Here is an 18,374-nt window from a genome sequence, read left to right on the forward strand (position 1 = left end):
ATCATGCTGCGTTCTTACGTGGTCGTCCGCGAGGACGCTTGCGGGCGATGACCACTCCTTGATCGAGGATCTCCCCGCCCCATACGCCCCAGGGCTCGGCACGGTCCAATGCCGCATCCAGGCAGGTACGCCTGATGGGGCATTGAGCGCACAGCGCCTTTGCCTGCTCGAGTTCGGCAGGGGTGTCGGCGAACCACATGTCGGGGTTCGCCGCTCGGCAGGGTACGGACAGCTGCAGCTCGGCCAATTCGGTCGAGCCCAACTCAGTGGAACACCCTGCAGTGTAGGCACTTTCGGACTCTGGTCGGCATGTCGTCCGGATCGTGGCGGTTGACACGTCGGTCTCCTCTACTTTTCGTGCGGCGTCGTTGTCGGTTCGAGGGGTGATGCGAACCATGTCGGCCTCACGTTCGGGTAGAGGGACTACCTGAACGACAAAGGCCACGGTCCGCGTTGTGCGGGTCCGTGGCCTGGTGGGCTTGTCGAAGCGTCTACCTACTGTGAAGTCGGTGTCTGCTGTCGAGCACGGACGCGCCTGGTGCGCGGTGACGTCGGGCTGCCTGAGCAACGGCTTTCGCTCCTGGTGCCAGGGCAACCTGGGCGGAATTCGACCCCGAGGCCGCGTAGGCGGACTCGTGCATGGGGCCGAAAGCGGAGGAACGAATCCACGTCTGCGCAACAGAGCCTGCGGCGGCGGCATGAGTGCCGAGGGGGGCAACTCCGAAGGGTGCCGTGCCGAGGACAGGGCTGAACGCGACGGTTGCATCGGCAACGGCGGCGTGGAATGTGTTGATCATTTCTTTCAGCTCCTGTTCTGGTCTCGTTGGCGGATTGGACAGTGCGCGATCTCCCGCGGCACGTGAAACAGACTAAGCCCCCTGCCGATATCTGCACAAGTTATTTTTGACCAGCAGTTTCTCGGCGATTTCTACCCGCCCGGTCAGCTGTCCGTTGCGCGCACGACTGCGAGTACGTCTTCGCCGAACCGCTCCAACTTCTTGGCTCCGATTCCGGGGATGGCGACGAGTCCCCGCTCGTCCTGCGGCTGCTGCTCGGCGATGGCAGTGAGCGTGTTGTCGCTGAAGACCACATACGCCGGCACTTTCAATTCACGGGATTTGTCCAGTCGCCACGACTTCAGGGCGTCCAGCAGGGCGATGTCGACGTTCGACGGGCAGCTCTCGCATCGACCGAGCATGGTCGCGGACGTCCCGATCAACGGTTTTCCACACAACCGGCACTTGGGTCCGGATTTCTTGGCAGCGGGGGCCGCGATACGTGAGGCGGGCGAATCCTCGGGCACGAGACCGATGAGAAACCTGGACCGCCGGCGGGACTTGCGCCCACCCTCGTTGCGGGCGAGCGCCCAGGACAGATGCAGGTGGACTCGGGCGCGCGTGACACCGACGTAGAGCAGCCTGCGCTCCTCCTCGATCGCGGCCTCGTTGTTGGCGCTGGGGTCGTTACCGATCGCGTGCGAGATCGGCAGAGTTCCGTCGGCGAGGCCGACGATGAACACCGCGTCCCATTCCAGCCCCTTCGCCGCGTGCAAGGACGCCAGCGTCACACCCTGCACCGTCGGAGGATGCCGCGCTTCGGCACGTGCAGCGAGCTCCCCCAGCAATTTCTCGAGGGTCAGGTCCGGCTCGTGCACGAGAAGTTCTTCGGTGAGTTGCACCAGGCCGCCCAACGACGCCCATTTCTCGCGGGCCTGCGCACCGGTCGGCTCGGTTGCCGTCAGGCCCAGCGGCGCGAGCACGGCACGCACCAGAGCCGTCAGACCGTCGCCGGACTGCGCGCCGTCGGGCAGATCGTCCCGACCGGCCGCCTGCCGCAGGGCGTTGACGCCCTGCCGCACCTCGGGTCTGGTGAAGAAGCCTTCCCCGCCGCGCACCTGATACGGAATCTTCATTTCCGTCAACGCCTGCTCGTGTGCCTCGGACTGAGCGTTGATGCGGTACAGAATCGCGATCTCGGCCGGCTCGACCCCTTTGGAGATCAACCTCTTGACCGCCCGCGCCACACCGTCGGCCTCCGCCGGCTCGTCGTCGTACTCGAAGAACTCCGGCTCGGGCCCTGACTCCCGCTGACCGATCAATTGCAGCCGGGTACCGGCAATACGTCCGCGAGCGGCTCCGATGACACGATTCGCCAGCGACACCACCTCCGGCGTCGACCGGTAGTCGCGTTCGAGCCGAACCACGGTGGCCTCGGGGTACTTGCGAGAGAAGTCGAGCAGATATCGAGGGGATGCGCCGGTGAACGAATAGATCGTCTGATTCGCGTCGCCGACGACAGTGAGATCGTCGCGATCGCCCACCCAGGCGTCGAGCACCCGTTGTTGCAGCGGTGTCACGTCCTGGTATTCGTCGACGACGAAGCAGCGGTACCGCTCGCGGAACTCGTCGGCCACCGACGAGTGCTCTTCCAACGCTGCGGCCGTGTGCAGGAGGAGGTCGTCGAAATCGAGCAACATGCCGTCACCGCCTCGCGACTTGAGCTCCTCGTACCCGGCGTACACGGCAGCGACCTTGGCGGCGTCCATCGGAACGTCGCGGCGATTGCTCGCTGCGATACGCGGGTAGTCCTCGGGTGCGATCAACGATCCCTTGGCCCACTCGATCTCACCCGCGAGATCGCGGATCGCGTCGGTCGAGGTCGACACTCCGGCGCGATTGGCCGCCTGCGAAACAACAGTGAACTTGCGATCGAGTAGCTGCCAGCCGGTGTCTCCGACGACCTGCGGCCAGAAGTATTTGAGTTGCCGCATCGCCGCGGCGTGGAACGTACGGGCCTGCACGGGAGGTCCGTCTCCTCCAACCCCGAGCTCGCGCAGGCGGCCGCGCATCTCGCCGGCAGCGCGAGCGGTGAACGTCACCGCCAGTACCTGCCCAGAGGACACATGCCCCGCCGAGACGAGGTGCGCGATACGTCGCGTGATCGTGCGGGTCTTGCCCGTGCCGGCACCGGCGAGAACGCACACCGGGCCACGAGGAGCCAGTACGGCCGCGGATTGCTCCGGATCCAGTCCGGTGGTCATCGCGTCGTCAGCCATGTGGACCATTGTGTCAGTGCGCACCGACAGTTCCGCCCGGGCCTGAACCTGCCGGAACAATGGCGTCGGTGCTCCTGTTGACTCTTGTCGTGACCACTACCGAGAACACTCCGCAGACCCCAGCCGCACTCACCGTCTACTCCACGACGTGGTGCGGTTACTGCCGCCGACTCAAGACCCAGCTCGACGAGGCGGGAATCACATACGCCGAGATCGACATCGAGCAGAACCCGGAAGCCGCCGACTTCGTCGGAAGCGTCAACAACGGCAACCACGTGGTGCCTACCGTCCTCTTCGCCGACGGCTCGACGGCGACCAATCCCGGCCTGGCCGAGGTCAAGCGCGCGCTGTCGCTCTGATCGAGCGTCAGCCCGTGGCCGCCCACGCTTCGAGCATTCCGCGCGCGATCGAGATGGAACCGGGGAGCAGCAATCGGGAGGTCGAGTCCGATCCCCAATCCCCCAGCTCCAGCGCCGCGACAACCTCGGCTCGATCGAACCAGTGGGCTTCGGCAATCTCGCCGTCCTGGAAAAGCAACGGCTGCTCCGGGTCGGCGACAGCCGAGAACCCGATCATCACCGAACGCGGGAACGGCCACGGCTGGCTACCCAGGTAGTCGATGTCGGAGACGTCGAGGCCGACTTCTTCCTTGATCTCCCGCGCCACACACGTTTCCAGGGATTCGCCGGCCTCGACGAAACCCGCCAGAACCGAGAATCGCCGCTCGGGCCAGGCCGGTGCGCGTGCCAGCAGCACTCTGTCGCCGCCGTCGTGGACCAGACAGATCACTGCGGGATCGGTACGAGGAAATTCCTCGTGGCCGGTGGACGTACTGGTGCGAGACCAGCCCGCGTTCGACAGAACCGACGGCGCGCCGTCGAGCGAGCTGAACTGCGCGCTCGCATGCCAATTGAGGATCGCCAGCGCACCGGTCACCATCGACAGTGCAGTGCCGTCCAGGCGATCACCGTCGGTACGTAGGTCGCCGAGCGTGCCCTCCACGATCTCCACCCGCCTGGTCCATACGTGCCGGTCCCCGTGGATTCCGAGAAAGACCGCATCAGCGGTGGGTTCCGGTGCAACATCGACGGCGGGAGTGAGGACCAAGCCGTCCTCGTCGACGCCGAATCTGCCTCTGCCGTCCACGTTCAGCAGTCGGCCGGTCGACCAGCCTGCTGCGAGTGCGGCGGTGTCTCGGCGTAATTCCTCGGCCCTGTTCAGCGGTGACCGGGAGAGGCGAGGTGGGTGAGCGAGGTGGAATTTCGGCACGCTCGGAACCCTACTCGGACTTCGTTACTCACCCACACGACGGATGTACAGCAGGCGATCGGACGCCTCGACGGCATCGACTTCCGGGGTGCCGACCCGGAAGAGTTTGCCGCCCCGCACAACTCCGAGCACAATGTCGGTGAGGTGCCGCGGCGAGCCGCCCACCTCGTCGCGCTCGACTTCGCGCTCGGCGATCGCGAAGCCTGCCTCCGGCGTCAACAAGTCCTCGATCATCTCCACCACGGACGGTGTGGAGGTGGCGATGCCGAGCAACCGGCCGGCGGTCTCGGAGGAAACGACCACCGAATCGGCACCGGACTGACGCAGCAGGTGGGTGTTCTCCGCTTCCCTGATGGCCGCGACGATCTTGGCCTTGGGAGCGATCTCGCGGGCGGTCAGAGTCACCAGCACGGCTGTGTCGTCTCGGTTGGTCGCCACGATGATGGCCGACGCATGCTGGGCCCCGGTGAGTCTGAGCACGTCGGACTTGGTCGCCGAGCCGTGGACGGTGACCAAGCCCAGAGCCGACGCGGCATCGAGCACCGTCTGATCGGTGTCGACAACGACGATGTCGGACGCCGGTACGCCGTCTCCGAGCATCGCGTCGACTGCGGTTCGGCCCTTGGTGCCGAAACCGATGACCACGGTGTGATTGCGCACGCTGCGTCTCCATCGCTGAATTTTGAATGCTTGCCTGGACCGCTCGGTGAGAACCGACAGCGTCGTTCCGACCAGCAGAATGAGGAACAGGACCCGAAGTGGTGTGATGACAAGAATATTGACCAGCCGCGCCGACGGGCTCATCGGCGCGATGTCACCGTATCCCGTCGTCGACAGCGATACCGTCGCGTAGTAGAACGCGTCCAGGAAGGACAGTTCGCCGTTCTGGTTGTCGCTGTAACCGTCACGGTCGAGGTATACGACGAACGCTGCGAGAAACAGGATGCCGAGCGCCATCAGTACCCGTTTGTAGATCGCGCTCCACGGACTCGATTCCAGCTCCGGGACTCGGAGCACTCCGACGAGCGCGAAGTCGGGCTTGTCGGTCAGCGCGCCACTGTCGCTCAGGCGCGCTCGCAACCTACCTGCCACGTCGCCCACCGAAGTGTGCGCAGAAGTCGAGATCATTCACGGCACGCAGCGTAACCCCACGCAACGAATCTGTGCCGACGACTCGGGATGTGGCACGGTAAGTGCATGACACAGCGACCAAGTCAGGCAGCCGCACTGCGCCTCGCCGGACTGCTCACCGGAGCCGGCATTCTCCATTTCGTCACCCCGACGTTCTTCGACGCGCAGGTTCCGACGGCACTGCCGGGTTCGGCTCGCACGTACACCCAGGTATCGGGAGTCGCCGAGCTCGCGGTGGCCGCAACACTTGCCACGCCTCGCACCCGCCGCCTGGGCGGCGCACTCGCGGCCGCGCTGTTCGTTGCCGTCTTCCCCGCCAACATCAACCTCGCATGGAAGTACGTGCAGAGCTCCAAGACTTCACCGGCGCTCAAAGCAGCCATGATCGCCCGTCTGCCACTGCAGATCCCACTGGTCACCGAGGCTCTGAAGGCTCGTCGGAACGCGTAGTAGCGTCGATCGGCGTCGACGCGGCCGGACCCTCGAGAAGTTCGGCCAAAGCTGCTGCGTCCGGAAGGTTCTCGGGCGAGATGGTGTGGCCGCTGCGGACATAGTGGAACGCCGCGCGTACGCGGTCCAGCGAAACCGGTTCGGCCTGCCCGATCGACATCAGCTCGGCCCACGCCAATCGGTAGGCCGCGAGTTGCATCGCCACTGCCTGCTGTTCCGACGCTGTCGGCTCTGCACCGGTTTTCCAGTCGACGACGGTCCAGCCGCCGTCGGGGTCGGCGAACACGGCGTCGATTCGACCGCGCAGCACCGTGCCCGCCACGGACGTCTCGAACGGGACCTCCACCTCGACGGGGCTGCGCAGCGACCATTCCGAGTCCAGAAACGCCTGCTGCAACGTTTCCAGGTCGACGTCGGCCGACGCACCGGTATCGGCCGAGCCCGGCAACTCGTCGAGGTCGAGCAACCGGGTTGCACCGAACCGCCGCTCGACCCAGGCGTGAAATGCAGTTCCTCTGCGCGCCAATGGGTTCGGAGGAAACGGCAACGGCCTGCGCAGTCGCGATGCCAGGCCATCGGGATCTGCGGCCAGGTCCACCAACTGCGTCACCGACAGGTTGCCCGGTAGTGCCACGTCGACTCCCGCGACCGACCTCACTGCCCGCTCTGCCAGCAGGGTCTCGACATCGGCAGCCCAGTTCTCCGGGTCGGTCAGGGTTGGGTCGTCCGTGTTCTCACTCGAATTGCGCTGCACCGCATCACCATCTGCCAGTGCGCGTAGTACCTCGCGCGCACCGCTCTCGACCGCGCCACGTCTGGGTCCGAGCGGGTCTCGCGGCCAGGACGCCGTGTGCGGCACAGCTCCGAGCGGGTTCTGCACTCCGTCCTCCGGAGCCGGGGCCCACTGCTCGATCACAGCCGCGGCGTCGGCGGATCCGCTGACCTGCCTGTGCAATTCGTCGAGAAACTCCGACGGCCCACGCGACTTCGTCGACGTCTGGTCCCAGTGGTGCGCGGACACCAACAGCACCCGTTCGGTTCGGGTCAGAGCCACGTAGAACAGTCGCCGATCCTCGGCGAGCCGGCGCCGGGCCAGCGCATCCTTGTGGTTCTTCACTGCATCCTCCAGATCCTTCCGGTTGTACAGCTGGTCGAGTTCGAGAACCGGAACGCCCTCCGAGCCCTCACCGTCCAGTGCGCGATCACCGCGCAGCGACGGCGGCAATTCGGCCATGGCTCCGAGCCACGTCGAGGACGCGTTCGAGGACGGGAACACGCCTTTCGCTACGTGCGGTACGGCCACGACCTCCCATTCGAGGCCCTTCGCGGAGTGGACAGTGAGCACCTGAACTCGATGTGGGGCGACGTCGACCTCGCCTGGTGCGAGGCCGTCCTCGACCGTCTCCGCAGCAGCGAGGAACGACAGGAATCCGGTCACCGTGGCGGTGGGATTGTCGGCGTAGTCGGCCACCACGTGGGCGAATGCATCCAGGTGTTCGCGGCCGACTGCCCCGTCGGTCCCGATCGGTGTGCGGGCTTGCGCTTCGACGCCGATGTTCATGATCCGCTCGATGTCGCCGACCAATTCCGTCAGCGGTTGCCCGATTCGATCGCGCAGCAGGTGTAGTTCACCCGCGAGGGCGACGATCCGCCGGTAGCCGGCCTCCGAGTACCGCTCGGCCGAACCAGGATCGGCAATGGCGTCTGCCAGTCCCGCCTGCTCGGACTGCTCGCCGGGAAGTGCGCTGCCGAGTGCGGCGTCCAGCGTCTCGGGGTCGTCGACCCGACCCGCGGTGCCGTACCCGCTGCGGATCTCGAGTTCTCGGGCGCGCTGGGAGAGTGCCCGCAGATCCGTCGGGCCGATCTGCCACCGAGAACCGGTGAGGATGCGCATCGCGGAACTGCCGGCAGTCGGGTCGGCGACCAGTCGCAGCATCGCGATGATGTCTGCCACCTCGGGAACGTGCAGCAATCCGCCGAGCCCAACGACCTCCACCGGCAACCCACGGCTGCGCAGTACCTCTGCGATGGGTTCGGCATCGGCGTTGCGTCGCACCAGAACTGCAGCGGTGGGCGGCGGCCGATCCTGCTCGAGGGCCGAGCGGTACTCCCCTGCGATCCGGTCGGCAATCCACTCGCGTTCGCCCAGAACGGTCTCGGTGACGGCAATTCGGACGTCTCCGGGAACAGCTCCCGGACGGGCCCGCAGAGTCGGGACCGGAACACCGACGCGGCGCAGTGGATCGGTGATCAGGTTCGCCAGAGTCAGCGCTTCGGGCGGATTCCGCCAGCTGGTGAGTAGTTCCAGTCGAGGAGCCGGGCCACCGTCGGCCTGCGGAAAGTCGGTGGCGAACCGTGGCAGGTTCGCTGCCGAGGCACCGCGCCAGCCGTAGATCGATTGCATCGGATCGCCGACCGCCGTCAGCGCCAACGTGGGGTCGCCGCCCGATCCGAACAGTGACGACAGCAGGACGCGTTGAGCGTGCCCGGTGTCCTGGTATTCGTCGAGCAATACCAGCCGAAAACGTTGCCGTTCGGCTGTTCCCACCTCCGCATGGTCGGCCGCGACCCGCGCCGCCATCGACATCTGCGAGCCGAAATCCAGTGCTCCCTCCCGGCGCAGAGTCTGGCCCAGCCGTTCCACCAACGGCAACAACCCGATTCGTTGATGCTGCGCGTCGAGGATGTTCAGCAACTCTTTGGTGGGGCCGCCGCGTTGTCGCGGGCCCGGCCCGAGCGTGTGTACCAGTTTCTCCAACTCCACGTGTGCCTGGCGCAGCTCATCGGGATCGACGAGATGCTCGGCCAACTGGCCCGAGAGCGCCAATACCGCCTCGGTCACCGACGTGGGGTTTCGGTCGGTGTCGAGGTCGCCGTCCCAGGTGCTGACGACGCGGTGCGCCAGCTGCCACAATTCGGTTTCCGAGAGCAGCGTCGCGGACGGTTCGATCGGCAGCAGCAAGCCGTGCTCGGTGAGCAGTCGGCCTGCATAGGAGTGATACGTGCTCACTTCGGGCTCGGCACCGAGAATCCGTTCCCGCAGTGCCAGACTGGGATCGAGTGCGCGCACCAGATCGGATCCGGCCAGCCGACCCAGCCGCGCCCTGATCCGAGACGTCAACTGCTGCGCGGCCTTTCGCGTGAAGGTCAGGCCGAGCACCTGGTCCGGGTCGACGAAACCGTTGGCCACCATCCACACCACACGGGCGGCCATCGTCTCGGTCTTGCCCGCCCCCGCTCCTGCCACCACGAGCATCGGGCCGGGCGGGGCCGCGATCACCGCAGCCTGCTCGTCGGTCGGCGGATGCTTCTGTCCGAGTGCCCTGGCGAGCTCGACCGGCGACACCCGCACCGCACCGGTCCGTTTCTTCGTCGGTGTCGTCACTGCTCCGTCACCTGCCTGCCGGTCTCGTGTGCCGGGCAACTGGACTTGACCGGGCAGTGCCTGCAGCCGTCGTTCACGCGCGCCTCGAATGCCGGCCCCTGCGTGGCCGACGCTGCCTGGTGCACGGTGTCCCGCCACTCCTCGAGTTTCTCCGGTGTCGGAACCTCCTGTATGCGCTGAGTCGCCCCGTCCTTGTTGTGCGGTTTGGCAACGAACACCAGCCGGGCCCCGCCGGGTTCGCCCGCGGGCTCGCCCTCGATCGCACCGGCTGCAGCAGCAACCTGATAGGTGGCCAGCTGGTGGTGGTTACGTGCGTCCTCCTTCGACATGACGGTCTTCGCCGTCTTGACGTCGATGATCACCGGCCGACCGTCCGGGTCGTGTTCGAGTCGATCGATACGTCCACGCAACGCGACCGCCGGCTCGTTCTCGGACCGCGCTTCCAGGACGCCGTCGACCTGTACTTCCACTCCGGCCTCGGTGAGCTCGCCTCGACTGCCGTGCAGCCAACTCTCGAATGTCTCCAGCATGGCCCCGGTTCGATCCAGCTCATGCCGCGAGTACCACTGCGAACCGAGATCAACTGCATCCCATGCTGTTTCGAGTGCACGACGAAGTTGCTCCGGTGGCATCCGACCGGCCACTGCCTGGACGAGAGTGTGCACGAGAGTACCGGTGACCGCATGGGTGTTGGTGCCGTCGTTGCCGCCGTGACGTTCGAGCATCCACCGCAGCGGACAGGTGGTGAGTTGTTCCACCGTCGACGGCGACAGCGGCACCGGACCGTCTCCGAGCTGCCACAACGGCGCGTCGGTGCTGAGCCCCGCCACCCCGAACCACTCGTCCGGATGCGCGCCTCGGACACCGGCGTCGACGAGAGTTGCCAGATGGCGAGCAGCTCGGGCTCGCTTGTCCGGATCCTGCTCGGCAACAACTGGATCGCACACGACACTGCGCAGCTCGGCAACCAGCATCGGCAGCCCCAACACCCGATGTGCGGACTCGGGTGCTTCGAGCGGAAGGAGGGACTCGCCGTCGACGTCCACCCCGCGCAGTTCGTCGACGAAGCGGGAACGAACGAGGTCGGCATCGCCGGTACTGGAATCGACGGCAGTGACGAGCAGAGTCGATCGAGCGCGGCTGCACGCGACCAGAAACAGCGTTCGCTCCTCGGCGAGCAGGGGTGCCGACTTCGACAGACGCCCGTCGAGTGCTGCTCCGGCGTCGAACGTTCCGGACACGAGGTCGACCAGGGTGTCGGTTCCGAGGAGGCTTCCGCGCGCTCGAAGGCCCGGCCACAAACCTTCCTGAACCCCGGCCACCGCAACGAGCTCCCATTCTCGACCCGCAGCAGAGTGCGCACTGAGCAGGGTGACGGCGTCTGCCCGAACCGTGGCGCGATGCGAGTTCAGAGTGGGAATCTCCTGCTGCGCAATGTAATCGAGAAATCCCCCGATCTGTGCCCGCGGCAGTCTGTCGACATAGGCTGCCGCCGCATCGAACAACGCAACCACTGCATCGAGGTCACGGTCAGCCTGGGCACCGGCCGAGCCACCCCACGCGGACGCGCCGGCCCACCGACGTTCGAGACCCGACGCCTGCCAGGCTGCCCACAACACGTCCTCGACACCGCGACCCGTCCGGGCAACCGCTCTCGCCTTTCGGATCACGCCGAGGGCTTTGCGCAGTGGCGCGGACTCCACATCCGACAGTCCGCCGATCCATCCGGTCTTTCCACGAGAATCGTCGGTGAGGACGCCCCTGAGAAGTTCGGCCGAGTCGCGTTCACCGCCCGATGCGAGCTCGAGTCTTCTCATTCCCCGACGCAGTCGACGCAGACCCACCGGATCGGCTCCGCCGATCGGCCCGGACAGCAAAGCCAGTGCATCTTCACCGTCGAAGGTCGGATCGGAGATCGCACGCAGTACCAGCAGTAGACCCACCGCCCCGTGCTGGCGATGCAGCGGAAGCTCGGAGGTGGGCGTGACCATCGGAACACCTGCTGCGTGCAGTGCCCGGCGCAACGGTGCAACGGTCCTCGGCACCGACCGCACCACGATGGCCATCTCGGACCACGGCATACCGTCGATCAGATGGGCCCGCCGCATGGCATCGGCGATGATCGCAGCTTCCTTGGCCGGCGAGGACGCGACGTGCACCCGCCCCGCAGGGTTGCCGAATCGGGCAACGGCCACCGGCTCGGGACACCGGTGTCGACCCAGCCCGGGCAGACGCCTCGCCACGATATCGGTCAACTCGGCAACCTCTGGCACGGACCGGTGATTGTGTGTCAGCACCACTCGCCGTGGCGAATTCACCTCGACCAGGTCGGCCACGAATGTGGGATCGGCACCACGAAAAGTGAACACGGATTGATCGGGGTCCCCCGCGACGACGGTCGATTCGGTGTCGGTACCGATCAGCCGAACCAATTGTGCTGCTTGCGGATCGAGGTGCTGAGCATCGTCGACGACGAGGTGGCGGATGCGGGCACGTTCACTGCGGAGCAGTTCCGGGTCGGTGGCGAACGCCATCAGCGCGGCACCGATGAGTTCGGCAGCATCCAGCCCAGGTGCCGTGGCTCCCGCAGCTTCGACGCCCACTGCCCCGCGCAGCAACATGGCTTGCTCGTACCGAGCGGCGAACCGCCCGACCGCAACCCACTCGGGTTTGCCGTGCTTGCGACCGAGTTTGACGAGGTCTTCCGGCCCGATTCCGCGTTCGGCGGACCTGAGCATCATGTCCCGCACCGCGGTCACGAACCCCGAGGTGCCGAGCGCCGGACGCAACCGATCCGGCCATTCCGCGGCACCGTCCTCGAGGTCGCCGCGCAGCATCTCGCGCACCACGGCGTCCTGTTCGGCACCGGTCAGCAGCCGCGGTGGCGGGTTGCCGTAGAGAGACGCCTGGAGCCTGAGCACCGCGAAGGCATAGGAGTGCACCGTCCGTACCAATGGCTCACGTGTCGCTCTCAGCGCGTGGTCTCCACTGAAGAGGCCGGAGGTGATCACCTCGCGCACCGCGGTTGCCGCCCGTTTGGACTGTGTCAGCACCAGAACCGATTCCGGGTCCCCGGAGACGATGCGCGAGACTGCGTAGTCGGCGACGAGCGATGTCTTTCCCGTTCCGGGGCCACCGAGTATCTGCCACGGATTCCACCGGGGTGCGCCGTGCGCCGCCTCCGCCGCCGAATCCGGTCGTGAAGACAACAGCTGAGCAGCCGCGCCGACCCACGTGCGGGCGGGCCGAGCCACCTTGGGTGCACGGACGAGGGTGACCGTCGCGCCGTGTCTGCCGTCCGTGCTCATGAGTACAGATGCAATCACGGACCACCGACAACGCTCGCCTCAGTACCGAGGCACCCCCACCGGACCGGCAGAATCCGCGGCGGCACGCCATGCGGCATAGTGGTCGACGTGCCCGAGTTGAATCTGCATACGTTCGGACCCGCAGACGGTCCTGAAATCCTCGCCGTTCACGGTGTGACCGGTCATGGTGCCCGCTGGTGGGATCTCGCCGAGAATCACCTGCCCGAAGCTCGAATTCTGGCTCCCGATCTGATCGGCCACGGCTATTCCCCGGCCACGCCGCCCTGGGACATCGACGCGCAGGTCACGGCTCTCAAAGCCGTACTGGACGCCCACGCGCGCGGCCCGGTCGTGGTGCTCGGACATTCGTACGGCGGCGCGTTGGCCGTCCATCTCGCGCAGAGGTTCCCGGACGCGGTGCGGGCGCTGGTTCTGCTCGATCCCGCGATCGCTCTGCCGCCGGACGAGCTGCTCGAGGTGGCCGAGGCCACCGCGAAGTCCCCCGATTACACCGACGCCGACGAGGCGCGATCGGAGAAGATCCACGGGGCGTGGGCGGACGTACCCACCGAGTTGCTCGACCGCGAGGTCGCCGACCACCTGGTTCCCGCCGACGGCGGAAAGGTGGCGTGGCGTATGTCGATACCGGCGATCGTTGCGACGTGGGGCGAGCTCGCTCGTCCGATCGTGGTACCCGCCGAGAGCGTCCCGACCATCGTGGTTCGGGCCATGCGCGTCGAACCCCCTTATGTCACCGACGAATTCCTTGCCGCGCTGCGAGAGAAACTCGGTGAGAACCTGCGCACCGTCGAGCTGGACTGTGATCATATGGTCGGCCAGGCCAAGCCGGTCGAGGTGGCCGAGCTGGTGCGATCCGTGCTCTAGATGGCCCCGATCACCGAAAACCAAGTCGAGCGAGTTCGCGCATTGGTCGCGTCCATCCCCTCGGGATTCGTCGCCACGTACGGAGACATCGCTGCCGCGGCCGACCTGTCGAGTCCACGCATCGTGGGATGGATCATGCGCACCGACTCCGCCGACCTCCCGTGGCATCGCGTCCTCGGAGCCAGTGGCAGGCCCGCCCCGCACCTCGCCACCCGGCAGCTCGAGACGCTGCGCAGCGAAGGAGTGGCAGTCCGCGACGGCAGAGTGCCGCTGAAGTCGATTCGATTCGACTTCGGGGCGCTCCCATCGCCGCTCGAGTCGACCACTAACCTCGGAGGATGAACATCAGAGACGGGCTCGGGCAATTCGATCCACGCCCCACGGCGAAGTTCGCACTGTCGAAGGCGAGCACCTTCGTCGCCTCTGCCGGACTGGTCGTCGACGAGGTCTCGGGAACCCGGGTGGCGGGTCACATCGACTTGACGGACGAGCATTTCACCCCGTGGGGCGTCGTACACGGCGGGGTCTACACGACCGCTGTCGAGAGCGCCGCCAGCATCGGTGCCAGCGAGGCCGTGAAGGATCGCGGCGAGTTCGCCGTCGGAGTACACAACGGCACCGACTTTCTCCGAGCGAGCAAGGGCGGACGCGTCGACGTTCTCGCAGAACCGTTGCAGCAGGGCCGTGTTCAGCAACTCTGGCTGGTCACGATCACCGCCTCCGACAGCGGAAAGACAATTGCACGCGGGCAGGTTCGGCTACAGAACGTGCCCCTGCCGACATGACAGCGCTCGCACCATGACGCCGGTCTGCGATGCGATCGTCCTCGCCGGCGGTCGCGGATCGAGGATGGCCGATCCCGAGCACCCGACGTCGCCGCAGGAGGTCGACAAGCCGGCCTTGACCGTCGGCGGCCGTCGAATGGTCGACATTGCGGTGGACGCCGTATCGGGCTGCCGCAGAACGGTTCTGGTGGGTCCCACACGCGCCGGGGTGGCGGACCACGTTGTCCAGACCCGCGAGTCGCCTGCCGGCGGTGGGCCCGTTGCGGCCCTCGCGGCGGGACTGCGATCCCTGAACGACAGTGCAGATTCAGAGCACACTGCAGATCTGGTGGCCGTCGTCGCGGCGGACATTCCACTTCTCGACTCCGCCGCGATAGGGTCCCTGATCGATTCCATCGCACACTCCGCAGCACATGCTGTATTCGCTCGCGACAGCGCAGGCCGCACGCAGTTCCTGCTGGGAGTGTGGCAGCATTCAACGCTAAGATCCGCTGTGGCACAGCTGGATTCGGTAGACGGTGCACCGATGCGCCGAATTGTTCCGGTCGATCATCAGGTCATCGCGCTACGCGATATCGAGGACTGCGACACCCCCGCCGACCTCCTGGCCGCTCGCCTCGCCGCGCAGCCGTCGCAGACGCTCGAGGTCGCCGACGCATTGGAACGCATTCGAAGCCGCCTCCCACCGCTGCCGATCCATCGAATTTCCTTGCAGGACAGCGCCGGGACCGTCCTCGCAGAACCCCTCGTGTCCCAGACCGCGTTGCCGGCAGTGGACATCTCCGCGATGGACGGTTACGCCGTCTGCGGCTCCGGGCCGTGGACGCTGCGGCCCGATATCGCGTACGCAGGAAGTGTCGACGTCGCCGGACTCACCGCCGGAACAGCGGTGCGCATCGCGACCGGCGCTGCGCTTCCGCCTGGAGCGACGTCGGTGGTGCGCGACGAGCACGTGACACACGATCCGGACGGGTCGGTGCGTCGACTGTCGACCACAGCCGAGTCCGACGACACACGTCGGTGCGGCGAGGACTGGCTGCCGGGCACCGAGCTGGTCGCCGCGGGAACTCCGATCGATGCGGCGGTACGGTCTCTCGCCGCCAGCGCGGAAGTGTTCGACGTGACGGTACGCGGTCCGGTTCGTGGTCGAATAGTGATCAGCGGCAACGAGATTCGATCGAACGGGCCGCTGGCACCCGGTGAGACCCGGGACGTTCTCGGATCGGTGTTGCCGGAGTACCTGGCGCACTGCGGCATCGCGGTCGTCGATGTGACACTGCTCGACGACTCGGCGACGGAATTTCGGGACATCCTGACTCGCACGCATGACGTGGACGTCATCGTCGTGGTCGGAGCCACCGGTGGGGGTGCCGCCGATCAACTGCGCTCGACACTCGCACTGCTCGACGCGAAGCCCATCGTCGGGCGAATGCGGGTCCGACCCGGCGGTTCCCAGATCACCGCGGCGCTGCCCGACGGCACAGTGGTGCTCGGCTTACCCGGCAACCCCCTGGCGGCCGTCGGAACGGCACTGCTGACGGCACCCGCGATCGTCGACGCGTTGACCGGCAGAACGGTGCGTCCACCACGAATGGGCCTGTTGTCCAATGCCGCGGACGTTCGATCTGCAGTCTCTCGCCTGGTCCCCGTCACCGTCGACGGCACGCGTTGGCGGGCAGATAGCGAGGTACGCACCGCACATCTGGCTCACCTGGTCGGCCGGGATGCGCTCGCACTGGTTCCGGCCGAGATCAGCGCCGACGAACCGGTGACCATCCTTCCGTTGCCGTACTGAACGATCCGCTCTCCAGCGATCGGACGCCCTCGAAGTAGCGGGCCACCACCAGATCCACGATTGCTGGATGGACCCCCAGCGGCTCACCGACGCCGTCTGCACCTGCGTCGGCCAATCGATTGTGAAAGAGCCCGCGCGCCAACAGATACGATGCAACGAAGATTCGAGCGTGTCCCTCCTCTCGCAGAGCCGACACCGCCTCGGACACAGTGGGGACAGCGGTGGCGACATACCCGATGCGCACCGGGACCCCCGCGACCTCGGCCAGCATCGCTGCTGCTCGAACGTGTTCTGCCAGCGCTCGGGGGTCGGACGACCCTGCAGCGGCGAGCACGATGGAATCCCCTGTGCACCAACCGGTGTCGCGTAGCCGATCGAGCATGACCTTCGCGAGTACGGGGTCCGGTCCCAGAGCACGGGTGACCGCGACCGAGCTGTGAGCGCTTTCGGCAATTTCTCGCGGTACGTCGGTGTGGACGTGATAGCCCGACGCCAGGAATGCCGGAACCACGACCGCCGACCCGGGGGTGCCGCGCAGCACCTCGGCCGGGGACGGCCCGAGTACGTCGACGAATGCCACGCGAGTCGTACCGATCTGCGTCGACACGGCATCGGCAAGTGCGGCAATCATCTCGACACCACGGGGGTTTCGGGTGCCGTGGGCCACCAACACCGGAGTCGGAGTCATCAGTACTTCCCTCCTTCGACGACGGCCACACGCGCATGCACGGCGGGCTCCTCGGAATCGCAGTCCGGTTCGGTCTCGACGTGATCGAGTGCGATCCGATACCCACGCTTGACCACGGTCTGGATCGCCTTCGGCGCGCCGAGAGACGACCGGAGTCTGGTCATCGCTGTTTCCACCGCGTGAGTGTCACCTCCGCCACCGGGCAAGGACGCAAGCAAGTCCTCCCGGGAGACGACGCGTCCGGGATTGCGAGCGAGTGTCTTCATCAACGCCATTCCGGCCGGCGACACCGGTCGCACTTCACCGTCGACCACGACGCACCGTCCGCGCACGCTCACCACGTGTCCGCCTGCATGAAGACGACCGGTCCGCCTCGGCAATTCCTCGGCGATATGCCGCGCCAGTGCGCCCAAACGCGCTCTCGCCGGTTGCGTGGTGGCCACGTTCAGTTGTTCGAGGGGTGCTGCCGTCACCGGCCCGACGCACACCGGAAGCACCCGCGTACGCATCGATTGCAACAGGGGTTCTAGCACCCCGTTCTCGTCGGCGCGCATCAGCATCGAGGCCACCGCGGGCGCGGAGGTGAAGCTGAGTGCGTCGAGATCGCCGACGACGACGGCTTCGATCATGCGGTCCATCGGACCCTGGTCGTCGGGGGCCGTCCAGCGATACACCGGCACCGGAACCACTTCGGCTCCGGCACAGCGCAGTACCTCGCAGAAGTCCGGGATCGGCTCCCACTCGGTCGTTGCGCCGTGCAGTTGCACGGCGATACGTTTGCCCTCGACCCCTTCGGCGAGTAGATGCTCGAGTACCTCCGCGGAGGATTCGGAGGCGGGCGACCATTCCTCGCGGAGATCGGCGGCCCTGATCGCACCCGTTGCCTTGGGGCCGCGCGCCAGCAACCGGGACGCCCCGAGCGCAGCACCGAGTTCTTCTGCCTGCCCCCATCCGTCTGCGGCCTCCACCCAGCCTCGGAATCCGATTCCCGTTGTGGCGACGGTAATTTCGGGCGGATGCGCGATGATCGCCGCGGTCACGCGTTCCAGCTCGGCATCGTCCGCGAGCGGGATGATGCGGATCGCAGGGGCATGCATCACGGTTGCTCCCCGCCGCTCGAGCAGAGTTGCGAATTCCTCGGCCCGACGCGACGCCGTGATCCCGACGGTGAACCCGGCCAGAGGCGTTCCTGCCCCGGCGATTTCGCTCACGTAGAGCCGCCGCGGACGAGCACGACACCCTCGACGCAGGAGACCTCGAAGGATCCGAGACCGACCTCCGCATCGTCGAGGCAGCGCCCGTCGACCAAGGAGAAGACCTGCTTGAGCAACGGTGATGCGACCGTGGGCTCGCCACCGCGGTCACCCACGAGGCCGCGCGACATCACCGCTGCGCGTCCGTACGGATCGATGTTGCCCACCGCGAACAGTCGTCCGTCGTCGAGCAGAAACAACGCCGCCTGGGTGCCTCCGCGCAGGAGCACCGCTACCCCGCGCCCCGGAATCAGCGTGTCCAGCGTGCAGGCCGGGGTCCAACTACGAGCAATGTCGTTCGGTACCGCTGTACGTGAGTCGATGACAGTCATGGCGTACCTCCTGGTCAGCTATTCCACGTTGTCAGTGT

Annotated in this window: 16 protein-coding genes; 6 read left to right on the forward strand and 10 right to left on the reverse strand. The window is 66.5% G+C overall.

The genetic code is table 11. The annotated features are described in order from the left end of the window. Nucleotide 1: 1 nt before the first annotated feature. From BH93_RS16550 to BH93_RS16560, 3 genes are all read right to left on the reverse strand, one after another. Nucleotides 2-337: a WhiB family transcriptional regulator gene (locus BH93_RS16550; protein WP_037174461.1), complete on the reverse strand. Its 336-nt coding sequence runs from the start codon at nt 335-337 to the stop codon at nt 2-4. A 154-nt stretch (nt 338-491) separates the two neighbouring features. After that, entirely contained in the window at nt 492-797 is a 306-nt protein-coding gene (locus BH93_RS16555) for a hypothetical protein (RefSeq protein ID WP_032376929.1), read from the reverse strand. Between the two features lie 143 nt (nt 798-940). After that, nucleotides 941-3,055: an ATP-dependent DNA helicase UvrD2 gene (locus BH93_RS16560; protein ID WP_371829141.1), complete on the reverse strand. Its 2,115-nt coding sequence runs from the start codon at nt 3,053-3,055 to the stop codon at nt 941-943. A gap of 59 nt (nt 3,056-3,114) precedes the next feature. On the opposite strand from BH93_RS16560, the gene BH93_RS16565 reads away from it, so the two are divergent. Continuing rightward, a complete protein-coding gene (locus tag BH93_RS16565; protein WP_052065126.1) occupies nt 3,115-3,414 on the forward strand; it encodes a mycoredoxin in 300 nt (99 codons plus the stop codon). 7 nt (nt 3,415-3,421) lie between these two features. On the opposite strand, the gene nudC is transcribed toward BH93_RS16565, so the two are convergent. Then, nucleotides 3,422-4,324: an NAD(+) diphosphatase gene (gene nudC, locus BH93_RS16570; protein WP_037174146.1), complete on the reverse strand. Its 903-nt coding sequence runs from the start codon at nt 4,322-4,324 to the stop codon at nt 3,422-3,424. 24 nt (nt 4,325-4,348) lie between these two features. After that, the gene (locus tag BH93_RS16575; protein ID WP_032378149.1) at nt 4,349-5,416 is read right to left on the reverse strand and encodes a potassium channel family protein; all 1,068 of its coding nucleotides are present in this window, start codon (nt 5,414-5,416) and stop codon (nt 4,349-4,351) included. Nucleotides 5,417-5,521: 105 nt separating this feature from the next. Here BH93_RS16575 and BH93_RS16580 point away from each other — a divergent pair, with 105 nt between their 5' ends. Beyond that, the gene (locus BH93_RS16580; RefSeq protein ID WP_037174463.1) at nt 5,522-5,905 is read left to right on the forward strand and encodes a DoxX family protein; all 384 of its coding nucleotides are present in this window, start codon (nt 5,522-5,524) and stop codon (nt 5,903-5,905) included. Here the strand turns inward: BH93_RS16580 and BH93_RS16585 are convergent. Both BH93_RS16585 and BH93_RS16590 read right to left on the reverse strand, forming a co-directional pair. Then, on the reverse strand, nt 5,871-9,290 hold the full coding sequence (locus BH93_RS16585) for an ATP-dependent helicase (RefSeq protein WP_037174465.1): 3,420 nt from the start codon (nt 9,288-9,290) through the stop codon (nt 5,871-5,873). The genes BH93_RS16580 and BH93_RS16585 overlap by 35 nt on opposite strands. After that, nucleotides 9,287-12,598: an ATP-dependent helicase gene (locus tag BH93_RS16590; protein ID WP_037174147.1), complete on the reverse strand. Its 3,312-nt coding sequence runs from the start codon at nt 12,596-12,598 to the stop codon at nt 9,287-9,289. The genes BH93_RS16585 and BH93_RS16590 overlap by 4 nt, the downstream gene beginning before the upstream one ends. 108 nt (nt 12,599-12,706) lie before the next feature. Here BH93_RS16590 and BH93_RS16595 point away from each other — a divergent pair, with 108 nt between their 5' ends. The 4 genes from BH93_RS16595 (at nt 12,707) to BH93_RS16610 (ending at nt 16,063) form a co-directional block, all read left to right on the forward strand. Beyond that, nucleotides 12,707-13,483 (forward strand): alpha/beta hydrolase, encoded by a 777-nt coding sequence (locus BH93_RS16595; RefSeq protein ID WP_032378146.1) that lies wholly within the window; start codon nt 12,707-12,709, stop codon nt 13,481-13,483. Beyond that, entirely contained in the window at nt 13,484-13,825 is a 342-nt protein-coding gene (locus tag BH93_RS16600; protein WP_037174150.1) for an MGMT family protein, read from the forward strand. It begins immediately after the preceding gene. Beyond that, nucleotides 13,822-14,268 carry a PaaI family thioesterase gene (locus BH93_RS16605; RefSeq protein ID WP_242458993.1) on the forward strand — a complete coding sequence of 149 codons (447 nt, stop codon included), beginning with the start codon at nt 13,822-13,824 and terminating at the stop codon, nt 14,266-14,268. Before BH93_RS16600 ends, BH93_RS16605 begins: the two co-directional genes overlap by 4 nt. A gap of 64 nt (nt 14,269-14,332) precedes the next feature. After that, nucleotides 14,333-16,063, forward strand: coding sequence for an NTP transferase domain-containing protein (locus BH93_RS16610; protein ID WP_242458994.1), 1,731 nt, complete (start codon nt 14,333-14,335; stop codon nt 16,061-16,063). On the opposite strand, the gene BH93_RS16615 is transcribed toward BH93_RS16610, so the two are convergent. The 3 genes from BH93_RS16615 to nirD are packed head-to-tail and all read right to left on the reverse strand — an operon-like array spanning nt 16,020 to nt 18,336. Further along, entirely contained in the window at nt 16,020-16,751 is a 732-nt protein-coding gene (locus BH93_RS16615) for a sirohydrochlorin chelatase (protein WP_037174152.1), read from the reverse strand. The genes BH93_RS16610 and BH93_RS16615 overlap by 44 nt on opposite strands. After that, a complete protein-coding gene (locus BH93_RS16620; protein WP_032376923.1) occupies nt 16,751-17,962 on the reverse strand; it encodes a uroporphyrinogen-III synthase in 1,212 nt (403 codons plus the stop codon). The genes BH93_RS16615 and BH93_RS16620 overlap by 1 nt, the downstream gene beginning before the upstream one ends. Then, nucleotides 17,959-18,336: a nitrite reductase small subunit NirD gene (nirD, locus tag BH93_RS16625; RefSeq protein ID WP_032376922.1), complete on the reverse strand. Its 378-nt coding sequence runs from the start codon at nt 18,334-18,336 to the stop codon at nt 17,959-17,961. Before nirD ends, BH93_RS16620 begins: the two co-directional genes overlap by 4 nt. Nucleotides 18,337-18,374: the final 38 nt, after the last annotated feature.

It is taken from the genome of Rhodococcoides fascians A25f (genome assembly GCF_000760935.2).
GTDB lineage: Bacteria > Actinomycetota > Actinomycetes > Mycobacteriales > Mycobacteriaceae > Rhodococcoides.